A 12,464-nucleotide genomic window follows, 5' to 3' on the forward strand; every position below is an offset into this window, starting at 1 on the left:
GAGCATATGCTGCTCGGGGGAACCACGGTCGGCGGCCTTTTTACAAAAGAAAAGCAGTTGTCAATGCTGCCAGCTTGGCATACATGCGAGATTATGATTCACTTTAGCGTCGGGGGGCGCACCATGCGGCAGCTTCGCATAAATACCATTTGCACGGTTTCTTTAACGGCATCCATTTTTGTCATCATAGCGGTTCTGATCGCCTATGTATCCTCATCGTCTTACCGGATGGTGTCTGGAGTGCAGAGCGAGGCTCTGGACCAGACGGCCATGATCGTGGCCCAGTCCGCCCAGAACTATATTGAGCAGTCCGCCGGCGTGGCCTCATCCCTGGCCGGGCAGGAAGCCGTCCGCGACGCGCTTGACGGTTCGACCCTTGCGGCGCAGGACGTGCAGCAGCTTTTGCACACGTACGTAAAAGCCTTTCCGGCGTACTGGTCCTTCTTTATTTTTGATGTCAGGGGCCGCATTGTGGCCGGGCTTAACGCCGACCTCAAGGACATGACGGGCGGCGACCGTTTTGACCGCGACTACAGCAAGGCCATTTTCAGCGGCAAAAGTCTGGCCTTCAGCGGCAGTGTCATGCCGGCCACCACGGATGCGGGTATGCTCGTATACGTTGTTGCCAAGGCGGTATACGCCGCCAATGGCACCTTGATGGGAGCCGTGGCCGTGTGCCCGCGTTGGAGCGATTTTACAGCCAAAACCATCGACCCCATCCGGCTTGGGCAGCGGGGCTACGGCTTCGCACTGGATACGACGGGGCGCATTATCGCCCACAGCGCCAGTAAAAAGCTGCTGCTGACCGACCTTTCCGGACAGGACTTTATCCAGAAAGCCTTGAAGGCCCAGAAGGGCATTATCGAATACCCCTGGGAAGGCGAGAAGAAATTTATGACCGTGGCGTCCATTCCGGCCACGGGCTGGCTCGTGTGCATGAGCGCCTATGACGCAGAACTGGCGGCCCCCGCCCTGACCCAGCGGATGGTGCTGTGCGGCGTGGGCCTTGTGGCCATCGTGCTTCTGGCCGGGCTGCTGACTTTTATCAATCAGCGTCTGGTGTTCAGCCCCCTGCGCGCCTTGTCGGACTTTACCGCCAGAGTGGCGGCGGGGGACCTCAAGGCTGCCATGCACGGTCAGTTCAGGGCCGAAATGGCCACGTTTGCCGGGTACCTGCACAGTATGGTGGAAGAACTCAAGAAGCGCCTTGGCTTTTCGCAGGGCGTGCTGGACGGCATCCCCACGCCCTGCGGCATTGTGGGGCCGGATTTCAACATGATCTGGGTCAATGATGAAATATGCCAGCTGCTTGAAAAAACCGGCCCGCGTGAGTCCTATGTCGGGCAGCGTTCCGGCCTGTTTTTCCAGAATGACGCGACACACGAGACTTTGTCCGACCAGGCCATCAGGGAGCGTAAGGCCCTTTCGGTGGAATTCGACTATACCACGGTTTCGGGCCGCCAACTGCGCATAGCCGCGCGGTCCACGCCTTTTTACAACCTTGACGGCACGCTTCTTGGCTCCATAGCCTTCTGGAATGATCTGACGGAGATATACACCCAGAAGAGCCGTATTGAAGCCCAGAACGCAGCCATTGCCCAGGCGGCCCATGAGGCTTCGCAGGTGGTTGAGCATATGGCCAACGCCTCGAAACAGCTTTCAGACCAGATCGGGCACTCAAGTCAGGGGGCGCGTGAGCAAAGCTCCCGCGTGGCCCAGACCGCCACGGCTGTGGAAGAGATGAACGCCACCATTATGGAGGTGGCGCAGAACGCCGCCGCCACTTCGCAAAGCGCGGACGCTGCCAAGGTCGAAGCGCAGAATGGCGCGCACATGGTGGCCGAGGTAACGGCAGCGGTGCAATCCATCCACGCTGAAGCCTCACGGCTGACCAGCATAATGGACAAGCTCGGCGAGCAGGCACGGGGCATTGGGGCCATTATGGGCGTTATTTCCGACATTGCCGACCAGACGAATCTTCTGGCCCTTAACGCCGCCATTGAAGCCGCCCGCGCGGGCGAGGCCGGCCGGGGCTTTGCCGTTGTGGCCGACGAGGTGCGCAAGCTGGCCGAAAAAACCGCTCAGGCCACAACGGAAGTGCACCACGCCGTTGGCGGCATACAGGATGGCACCAAGGACGCCGTAAACCAGATGGAATCGGCAGTGCAGCGCGTGGCCGAGGCCACCAGTCTGGCGCAGCGCTCTGGCGAGGCCATTGCCCAGGTGGTGCGCATGGTGGAAACAGCTGGAGATCAGGTGCATTCCATTGCCGCTGCGGCTGAACAGCAGTCTGCCACGTCAGAAGAAATCAATAAGGCCATCATCTCCATCAGCAGTATCGCCGATGCCACGGATCAGGGCATGGCGCAGTGCAGTACCGCCATTGCGGACCTGTCCAGACAGGCGAATGAACTGGAAAGGCTCATCACGAGCCTGAGCGCGAATGGATAAGGCTCGTATAGTTTAGACTGAACAACGCAAAAGGCCCCGCCGTTCGGCGGGGCCTTTTGCGTTAAAAAGCGGTCCGTTTGCGTTCAGGGGGAAGCTATTTCAAAGCGTTGGGCGGCCTGTGAGGTGGAAGAGTTTGTACGGCAGGTACGCCGGTGAGAATAAAAATCAAGCCTGTCCTTTGAGAGGCGAGTTTTGTGCCCTGCGGGCACGGGAGCCTTTCTTTTATTGGGTTTTGGCCGCCTGCGCGGCGGGCGGCAGAGGGGGCCTGTTAGGGGCTGCCGCCCCTCCGAGGCCCCCTCTGCACTCCCCCCGGACGACCCCGCTGGGGCTTTCCCGTTTCCGTGATTCCGCGCGGGCTGCGCGGCTGCTGCTCCGGGAGCTTCCTCGCTTCGCTCGGCGATCTCCCTGCGCGCCGCGCAATGCCAGCGTGCGCCTTCGCGCTGAATGAGAGGCCGGGGGGCGTATCGGGTTGACTGTATGGAGTCCCAGAAATGGCGGTTCATTGTTGGGGAAAAGCATATTGTGGCGGAGAGTTTGCGGAGCGGGTGTTTCAAGAGAATAAAAATCAAGCCTGTCCTTTGAGAGGCGAGTTTTGTGCCCTGCGGGCACGGGAGCCTTTCTTCTATTGGGTTTTGGCCGCCTGCGCGGCGGGCGGCAGAGGGGGCCTGTTAGGGGCTGCCAGACACAATCATTTTGGCGAGACCCCCTCTGCACTCCCCCCGGACGACCCCGCTGGGGCTTTCTCGTTTCTGCCATTCCGCGAGGGCCGCGCGGCTGCTGTTCCGGGAGCTTCCTCGCTTCGCTCGGTGATCTCCCTGCGCGCCGCGCAATGCCAGCGTGCGCCTTCACGCTGAATGGGAGGCCGGGGGGGCGTCGGGTTGACTGTATGGAGTCTCGGGAATGGACGTATGCCCGCTGAGGTAGAGGATTTGAGCTGTGTATCTGTCCTTTGCATTGCGTCCAAAACATGACGTCGGGCTTGGCGTGGCTCAATCCAAAAGAATTTTCACGCAGGCAACGCATTCAATTTTGTGCCGTTTCTCAGGCAGGGATCGGATTGGTGCCGGGGGCGGCGTCATAAAGAACCGAAGCCGACACGTCGGCGAGGTTCGTGCGTAGCCGCCCCCGAAAAAAGGTATTTGTTGGTCAGGGTAGGACAGGGGGTGCTTCGGGGGGGATGCAAGGGGGGCCGAGAAGGGGGCGCAGCCCCATAACCGGCCCCGCCTTGCCGCGCGCCGCGCAGGCGGCCCAAACTAAATAAATGAAAATCCGCCGTGCCCGCAGGGCACAGAATCCATCTTTCAAAGGACAGGCCCGGATTTGTTTTCTTCGGAACGCCCGTCGCGCTTGCCCTCGCCTCGCCGCGCAGGCGGCCCAAACTAAATAAATGAAAAAACACCGTGCCCGCAGGGCACAGAAACTTGCTCTAAAGGACAGGCTTGTTTTCAACTTTGCCTGGAGTATCTGCCACGCGAGTTATCGCGCCTTGCCGCGCGCAACGCAAAAAACATCAGCAGCGCAACCCTCTACCCGGTCTTTTGACGGGACTTTCTGAAGCGGGTCAGAAGCTCCCGCACATCCTGCCGTGAAAGTCCCAGCAGGGCGGGCATGGCCACGCAGACCATCCCGGCCCCGACGCTGTACAGCACGCCGGAGATAAGAAAGCGGGAAATAGTGTTGAGGTCGCCCAGACCGACCATGATGGTTCCTTCACGGCAGAGCCATGCCAGGGTGAGCAGCACTGCGAGGCTCCATATCTGGTGGGCGAAATTGCGCCAGAAACTCAGGGGCAGAAAGCGCGAAGCCAGCCACAGATAGACGTTGACCGTGATGATCTGCACGGCCACAGTTTTGATGGCAAGGCCGACGGCTCCCAGGTTCAGGCCCAGATATTCCGGCGGGGCCAGCAGAAACCATGCGGTGGTGAAGCCGTAAACACACTCAAGGGCCGCCATGTTGCGCAGTACGCGCGTGCGTCCCGTGGCGTGAAAGACCGATCCGGCCAGTTGGCCGTAAGCCTGATGCAGCGGGTAAAGAGCCATGATCTGCACGGGCAGTGTGGCTGCGGCAAATTCCGCCCCGCCAAAAAAGTCCACCAGGGCGGAGCCTTCCACCAGCGTGAAACAGGAAAAATAGGCCGCCACCACATAGAGCAGGGGGGCGAAGCGCGTGAGCAGCCGCCCCATGGCCTCGCGGTCATTGTGCCCCCAGGCGATGGAAAGCTCGCGCATGATCAGCGGCGTCATGGCCGAGACAAAAAGAAAACAGGCCATGCTGACTTTTTGCGACAGGGCAAAAAAGCCCTGCTGCACGCTGCCGTCAAACCATTGCAACAGCCAGCGTTCGGCGGTGAGCAGCAGGAAAGAAAGCAGGGCCTGTACAAAAAGCGGATGGCTGTAATTGAAAAATTCTCGGCGGTACGCCTTGCTCTGTCCTTCAGGCAGGCTGAACGCCAGGGCCACCTCGCGGCTGCGCCAGTGGCGGCGCGTCACCAGCCAGTAGCCAAGGGCCATAAGCCCCAGCATAAGGTACTGCTGCGCAAAAAGGGTGTGTATGTTCAGCCAGTCCTGCCAGAACATAAGGCCCAGCAGGGCCACCATAAAAAGCGAAACCACCGTGCGTACCATTTCCGAGGCCACAGTGGCTCCCACTGCGTCGTTCATTGAGCGCAGCACCCGCCCCCACCAGGTAAGAAAGGCCCATAACGCCGCCAGGGGGGCCAGCCACAGGGGCACGTCCGGCATGAGCAGGTCACCGAGTATGGGGGCTTGCAGGGCCAGCGCCGCCAGCAGGATGATGCCGAATACCAGCGCGGTCACACGGGCGTAGAATCCCACAAGACCGGTTTCGTTCTGCCGGCGGGACAGGGCGTTGTAAAAGCAGGTGGAGGTGCCCATATCCAGAAAGCCGGTAAGCTGCTGGAAAAGGTTGGTGGCAAAGCTGTAGTTGCCGTACATGTGCGGTCCCAGGGCGCGCGGAAGAATCGCCTCCATGACCAGATAGACGGGTACAGTGGCGATGTTTGCCAGAAGCTTGAAGATGTAGCGGCGCGCCAGCGTCGGGGTGGAGCTTTGCATGCCCGGAAACTACCCCACTTCCTTATGGCGCTCAATAGCGGGCAGCCCTCTGTTGTAAAAAAATGGGCCGTGGGCAGGCGTTCGCCATGAAGGTGTAAGTGCGTCTGCCTGCGCTGTTACGCGCAGCAACGAGGATGCCGTATCCTCGGGGAATAGTTGTTTTTTAAAGCGATCTGCCCAGCCTGGGGCCTGCGCCCCGGCGGGCCGGCAGGAAGCGATATTGTTTACGAGCGTAATCTTTTGCCGTATGACTTGACCGTTGCCCGCACGCCGAGTGTGGCGGCGGGAGAGTTTGTTATCACAACGTAAGGATGCCGTCATGGATGAGAGCCGCAGTAAAAAGATGAAATCCGGCCTTGAAAAAGCCCCCCACCGTTCCCTGCTTTATGCTCTGGGTCTGACCAGAGAGGAAATGGACCGCCCGCTGGTTGGCGTGGTCAATGCTGCCAGTGAAGTGGTACCGGGGCACCTGCACCTAAATGCTCTGGCGGACGCGGTCAAGGCCGGTGTACGCATGGCTGGCGGCACGCCCTTGCAGTTTCCTGCCATTGCCGTGTGCGACGGCCTGGCCATGAACCACGAAGGCATGCGTTTTTCGCTGCCCTCACGCGAATTTATTGCGGACTCCATCGAAATCATGGCCCGTGGACACGCTTTCGACGCCCTCGTGTTCATACCCAACTGCGACAAGTGCGTGCCCGGCATGCTCATGGCCATGATGCGTCTGAACATTCCCTCCATCATGGTTTCCGGCGGTCCCATGCTGCCCGGCAACATCGGCCCGAACCAGCGCGGCGACCTCATCACCGTGTTTGAGGCCGTGGGCAAGGTGCGCAGCGGCGCAATCACCGAAGAGGAACTGGAATACATGGCCGAGCGCGCCTGTCCCGGCTGCGGAGCATGTGCGGGCATGTTCACGGCCAACTCGATGAACTGCATGGCCGAAACCATCGGCGTGGCCCTGCCCGGCAACGGCACCATCCCCGCCGTGAGCGGCGCGCGCATCCGTCTGGCCAAAACGGCGGGCATGCGCGTTATGGATCTGCTTGAGCGCGCCATATGCCCCAGAGACATCGTTACCCCCAAGGCCGTGGCCAACGCCGTGGCCGTGGACATGGCCCTTGGCTGCTCCACCAACACGGTGCTGCACCTGCCCGCCGTGTTCGGCGAGGCCGGGCTTGACCTTGGGCTGGAAATTTTTGACGAGGTAAGCCGCAAGAGCCCCAACCTGTGCAAGCTTTCCCCGGCGGGCAAGCATTACATGGTGGACCTCGACAATGCGGGCGGCATCCCCGCTGTCATGACGGAACTGGACAAGCTGAACCTTATCAATAAAGACTGCATGACGGTCACCGGCAAGACCGTGGGCGAAAACCTGCGCGACATGAACGCCCGCGTGCTGGACAGCGATGTCATCCACAGTGTGGACAATCCGTATTCCAAGCAGGGCGGCATTGCCATCCTGCGGGGCAGCCTCGCCCCCGGCGGCGCGGTGGTCAAGCAGTCCGCCGTTGCGCCGGAGATGATGTGCCGCGACGTGCGCGCACGGGTGTTCGAGTCTGAAGAAGACGCCATGAAGGCCATTCTTGACGGCAAGATCAAACCCGGCGACGGCGTTGTCATCCGCTACGAAGGCCCGCGCGGCGGCCCCGGCATGCGTGAAATGCTTTCGCCCACAGCGGCCATCACGGGCATGGGCCTTGGCAAGGACGTGGCCCTGCTGACGGACGGGCGTTTCTCCGGCGGCACCAACGGCGCGGCCATCGGACACATTTCGCCCGAAGCGGCGGACGGCGGCATTATCGGCCTGGTGCACGAAGGGGATATGATCCACATTGACATCCCCAACCGCAAGCTGGACCTCATGGTTGACGCCGCCGAACTGGAACGCCGCAGCGCCGGTCACAAGCCTGTGGAAAAACGCAGCCCTTATCCCGTACTGCGCCGCTACGCCCATCTTGTGAGTTCTGCGGCCAACGGTGCGAGATACCAGGATATATAAAGGTTTTGTGGGGATTTCTTTGTGTTCCGGCTCGTCGCTTTTCGCTTTGTTTCTGGCAGCGGGGTGCATGCCGCCTGTCAAAGCACAGCTGTGAGCCGGAGCGCAAAGGGCGCGCTCGAGGCACTGTGTTCCCTGGCGAATACGGCCCGCGCGGACACTGCGCCCGCAGCCCTATAGTTGCTGACCCCACGGGCTGCCATGCCCGTGGGGTTTTATGACCGCGCTCCCCTGGAAGACCTCGCGGAGGACGGCCTGAAACGGCTCGGCACATCTGCCGGGGTGTTTTGAGTTGGGCGGATGGCCCGCCCGCGAAAGTTCTTATACGGAGAGCGTCATGGCTTTTTTGCATGCAATGGGGGGCGTTTTCGGCCTCATTCTTATGGGCATGGTGGGCTACGTGCTGGCGGGCAAGGGATGGTTTGGCCCTGAAACCCGTATTCTGCTGCCCCGGCTTATCACCTATGTGGCTCTGCCGCCCTATCTTATGTCCACCATCATGCAGGCCTTCCGCCGCGATGACCTGCTGGAGTTCATGCAGGGGGCGCTGCTGCCCCTGGCCTCGGTGATGCTGACCTTTCTGTTGGCCTTCATCCTGGGCAAGATCGCCAGGGTGAAGCGGCAGCATTTCGGCCTTTTCTGCGCCAGTGTGGCCAATTCCAATACCATTTTTGTGGGTATTCCCGTCAATCTGGCCCTGTTCGGCGAAGGCGCCGTGCCCTATGTGCTGCTGTACTATTTCGCCAGCACCGTGTTTTTCTGGACAGTGGGGCAATACGCCATTACGCGGGACATTGAGGGCGAAGCTCGGGTGATTCCCTTGCGCACCCGCGTTATGCAGATATTTTCGCCGCCCCTGCTGGGCTTTCTGACAGGGGTGCTGCTGATACTCTGCAATGTGGAGCTGCCCTTCTTCATTCAGGATGCGGCCCGCTACCTCGGCAACATGACCACGCCCCTGGCGCTCATATTCATCGGCATCACCATGCACGACATGGGCCTGCGCGGCATCACGATCACACGCGATATGGCCCTGACCCTGTCGGGCCGCGTACTGCTCGGCCCGCTGGTCATGTACACGCTGCTGACCTTCTTCCCTGTGTCAGGGCTTATGGGCAAGGTCTTCATCATGCAGGCATCGCTGCCGGTAATGGCCCAGGCGGCCATTCTGAGCGCCTATTACCACACCGATGCGGAGTTCGGCGCGCAGGCCGTGACCATGTCCACCTTGCTCTGCATATTCACGGTGCCCCTGTACATGACCATTTTGTGATTTGCCTCTGAAATGCTTTGTGGGAGAGGGACCCTTTTGCAAAAGGGTCTCCTCCCCCACGCCCCCCCCTAAAACCTTTATTTTTAGCGCATGCTACCTTTGAAAAAGGGTAAATGCTCTGACACTGCACGAAAGTGCAGCGCGCCACAACGTGGCGTGGAGAAAACTTTGGGATGTGAAGCATTTCAAAGTTAATTTGCTATAGAGTAAAAAGCTCCAAGGCCGTGCGTAAGGCGCGTAAAAAAACAGCCGTCTCCAGAGAGACGGCTGTTTTTTCAGACTGCGCGCCGCGTTTTTTGAGCGGCAAAGAATTCTTTATGCGGACTACTTGGCGCTCTTGGCCAGCACGTCAAGCATAAGGGCGTCCGGCTGCTTGACGCAGGCGTCCAGAAATGACTTGAGGGTGGCGTCACTTTCAAGCACAGAGGCTGTGGTTTTGTTCTTGCCACGATTATAGCCGTCCAGCCAGATCACAAAACCGCTGCCGTTGTCGGGGTCGGCGTTGTAGTCACTGCACTTGGTTTTGTCAGCCTGCCAGATATCGCCTTCGGGCATGTCCTGGGCCTTGCGGGCCTTGGCCCAGATGTCGGCAACCTTGTCGGTAGGATGGCTCTGACAGTAGGTGTATACTCCGGTAAGCAGCGGGGCCAGAATGTCGGGATGGGCCACGGTGTCGCCCATGCCGGCGCTGACGTAGCCGTCGATCTGAAGCGCTTCAAATATGGGCGGCTGGCCGCCGTCCGTCATGGGCATGGTCACAAGCTCGGCGCAGATAAAGCTATCGGGCGAGATTTTGTCATTGGCGGCCTGAGCCGCCACAGGCAGGCCCAGCAGCAGGCAACAGAGAACAAGAACTTTCTTCATGGATACTCCCTTGGTGAAAGACTCGTTCTTCCATTACTCACAGGGGCGCGTCTGTCAACAGGCAATACCGTGCCGCAGGGTCTGCCGCTGCCGCGAGGGCGCGTGGGGCATGCCCCGCACGCGGGCAGGCGCGCACGTTTGCCAGCGTGTGCGTCCATTTCAGGAGACCGCTGAACCGGCGATGACTTTCCTTGGCTGGCTATCCTCGATTGCCGTCTGGCAGCACGCGGCCTTCCTGCATCTGGACGCAACGCCCGGCCAGCGCGGCATAGTCGGGATTGTGGGTGACCATGACAATGGTCAGCCCTTCACCATTGAGTTCACGCAAAAGCTGCATGATGGAATCGCCTGTGGCCATGTCCAGGCTGCCCGTGGGCTCATCGGCAAAAAGCATGCGCGGGTCGGATGCGAGGCCCCGGGCAATGGCCACACGCTGCTGTTCACCACCCGAAAGCTCGGAGGGCAGGCTGTTTTTCTTGTGCCCCAAGCCCACGCGTTCAAGGCAGCTTACGGCCCTTTGGCGCTGCTGCGCGCTTATGCCGCGAAAGCCGTGGGCCCCCGGCAGCAGGACGTTTTCCAGCACCGACAGGTAGGGCATAAGGTGGTGGGCCTGAAAAATCATGGCAAAGGCGCTGTTGCGCAGGCGGTCGCGCTCCTGCTCGCGCATGGCGGCAAGGTCGGCCCCCTGAAACAGCACCTGGCCGCTGTCCGGCTCCGTAAGGGTGGAGAGCACGTTGAGCATGGTGGATTTTCCGGATCCGGAGCGTCCCGTCACTGCCATAAACTCGCCTTCTTCAATGCGCAGGTTTACGCCGCGCAGTACGGGCGCGGACTGACCGCCCGTCCGGTAGGATTTAACTATATCAATTGCTTCAAGCATATATATGTATCCTTATGGCTACAGCGAAGTGAGCGCTTCCGCCGGATTGGCGCGGGCCGCCTTGCATGCGGGGAAGGCGGATGCGAGCACCGCCAGGGCGCTTGCCATCAGTCCGTAGCCGAACAGGGCCGCGAAGGAAAAAGCCGGGTAGGCCGCGGCCTCTATCTGCATGGCCACAAGCACCTTGCTGCCCGCGAAGTATCCCGCCGCATACCCCGCCACGCCTGCCAGAAAGCCGATAACAAGGGCTTCGGCGGCAAAGATGAAGAAGACCGCGCGCCGTGAAAAGCCCACGGCGCGCAGCAGGCCGATTTCCTTGCGGCGTTCGTTGACGGAGACCAGCATGGACATGACCACCATAACGCATGCGGAGAAGAGGATGACCACCGTAACCACAAGGGCCATGTTCTGCGCAAAGGAGATGGAGTACATGCGCTGGGCCACCACCTGTCGCAAGGCCCGGATGTCCTGGCCGGGCAGGGACGCGCCCAGTTCGTTGACAATATCCTCAATGGGGCAGCCGGAGCAGAGCGCGGCCACTTCTATAAAGCTGGCGGCGTCAGGCGCGTGAAAAAGTTTCTGCGCTTCGGCCATATGGGCGAAAAGAACGCTGTCGTCATCGCTGCCCGTGGGTTGCAACACGCCCTCCACAAGGTACTGCGCGTCATTGAGCCAGATTGTCTGCCCAGGGCCAAGCTTGAGGCGTTCCGCCACGGTTGCTCCTGCCAGCAGGCTGCGCGCGGGCGTAAGCCCCTGATCCGGGTGCTGCGGCGCGGCGTGCTGCCCGTCTGGCGCGGTATGGTCGCCGCCCTGTCCGTCAGGCCGCGCGGCGTCCAGCATGGCGGCATGGCCCATGTCCGCCCGCGCCGGGTTGAACACCTGTCCGACGACGTTGGCGGACAGCGGCGCGCCGTGCCCCTGTTGGCTTGTCTGGCCTGGTTGCCCTGCAGGGAGGGCTTGGTCGTCCATAATGCCCGCGCAACAGTCATCCTCCCCGGCCGCGGCGGAAACGACATTGGGATCAATGGGGCCGGGCGCATAGAGAAATTGCTGAGCTTTGGCTATGTCTGCAAAAAAGGCGCTGTAGTCATCGCTGGCCGCGCTGTCGGTTTGCATGCCGCTGGCGGAAGGCGCGGGGCCTTCGGACTGACCGGATGGGTTTGTCGGGCTTGGCAGGCTTGTCGGGTTTATCGAACTTGCCGGGGCTGCCTCCATACCGCTGGCCGAGCCGCCTGCCTTGCCTGCAAGCGCCGTGTTGCCGGAGCTCTGTTCGCCCGTCCTGTCTGCGTCTGCCCTGTCTGTACCCGCCCTGTCCGGGTTCGCCCTGTTCGCGCCTGCCATGTTTGCCTCGGGCGAGGTCGTGCCCGCCAAGTCGGCACCGGGCGCATCCGCCTGCGCGGCGTGTCTGGCGTGCTGCTCTTCCAGTCGTTGCATGAGCGGGTCGGGGATCTGCATGGTCGCAACGCCGGGTATGGAACCCCGAGCATGCCAGAACTGCTTCAACTCCACTTCGGATTCAAAATTTACGCCCACAAGGGGCACAAGCACCGGAGCCTCGCCCGCCTTTGCCGCAAAGGACACAAGGCCCGCGAGCTTGGGCGCCACCACGGATATCCTGTCCCGAAGGGGGATGCCTTCAATGGCGCGCTGGGTTTCGGCCAGGGGGATATAGCCGTTGTCCACCGTGGCGTTGCCAAGAGGGATGCCGCCATAGGAAATCTGGAGGGTTTCCCTCTTGGGAGTAATGGCGATGTTGGCCCCGAAGGCGCTGAGTTTTTTTTCAAACCCCTCGGCCACGGATGAAGATACGTTGTTGAGGGCGGTAATGGCCGCCACGCCGAGCAGAAAGACGGACAGCAGCGCGGCGGAGCGGCCCCATTTCTGTCGCAGGCAGCGTAAGGGAATGGTTATGATGTTCAT

General features: G+C 60.9%; 7 protein-coding genes. 3 read left to right on the forward strand and 4 right to left on the reverse strand.

Features of this window, described 5'->3' with window-relative positions:
- The first annotated feature begins 93 nt into the window (after window positions 1-93).
- The gene (locus ACZ5DH_RS14390; RefSeq protein ID WP_464254931.1) at window positions 94-2,451 is read left to right on the forward strand and encodes a methyl-accepting chemotaxis protein; all 2,358 of its coding nucleotides are present in this window, start codon (window positions 94-96) and stop codon (window positions 2,449-2,451) included.
- Window positions 2,452-3,977: 1,526 nt separating this feature from the next.
- Here ACZ5DH_RS14390 and ACZ5DH_RS14395 read toward each other — a convergent pair.
- Window positions 3,978-5,528: a lipopolysaccharide biosynthesis protein gene (locus tag ACZ5DH_RS14395; protein ID WP_464254932.1), complete on the reverse strand. Its 1,551-nt coding sequence runs from the start codon at window positions 5,526-5,528 to the stop codon at window positions 3,978-3,980.
- Between the two features lie 319 nt (window positions 5,529-5,847).
- Here ACZ5DH_RS14395 and ilvD point away from each other — a divergent pair, with 319 nt between their 5' ends.
- Complete coding sequence (gene ilvD / locus ACZ5DH_RS14400) at window positions 5,848-7,530, forward strand: dihydroxy-acid dehydratase (protein WP_464254933.1); 1,683 nt, start codon at window positions 5,848-5,850, stop codon at window positions 7,528-7,530.
- Between the two features lie 334 nt (window positions 7,531-7,864).
- Window positions 7,865-8,800 (forward strand): AEC family transporter, encoded by a 936-nt coding sequence (locus tag ACZ5DH_RS14405; RefSeq protein WP_464254934.1) that lies wholly within the window; start codon window positions 7,865-7,867, stop codon window positions 8,798-8,800.
- A 324-nt stretch (window positions 8,801-9,124) separates the two neighbouring features.
- Here ACZ5DH_RS14405 and ACZ5DH_RS14410 read toward each other — a convergent pair whose 3' ends face one another.
- The 3 genes from ACZ5DH_RS14410 to ACZ5DH_RS14420 all read right to left on the reverse strand — a co-directional run bounded on the left by ACZ5DH_RS14410 (window position 9,125) and on the right by ACZ5DH_RS14420 (window position 12,464).
- Window positions 9,125-9,664 carry a hypothetical protein gene (locus ACZ5DH_RS14410; RefSeq protein ID WP_464254935.1) on the reverse strand — a complete coding sequence of 180 codons (540 nt, stop codon included), beginning with the start codon at window positions 9,662-9,664 and terminating at the stop codon, window positions 9,125-9,127.
- A gap of 199 nt (window positions 9,665-9,863) precedes the next feature.
- Window positions 9,864-10,544: an ABC transporter ATP-binding protein gene (locus ACZ5DH_RS14415; protein WP_464254936.1), complete on the reverse strand. Its 681-nt coding sequence runs from the start codon at window positions 10,542-10,544 to the stop codon at window positions 9,864-9,866.
- An 18-nt stretch (window positions 10,545-10,562) separates the two neighbouring features.
- Window positions 10,563-12,464, reverse strand: coding sequence for an ABC transporter permease (locus tag ACZ5DH_RS14420; protein WP_464254937.1), 1,902 nt, complete (start codon window positions 12,462-12,464; stop codon window positions 10,563-10,565).

The organism is Desulfovibrio simplex (assembly GCF_055387835.1).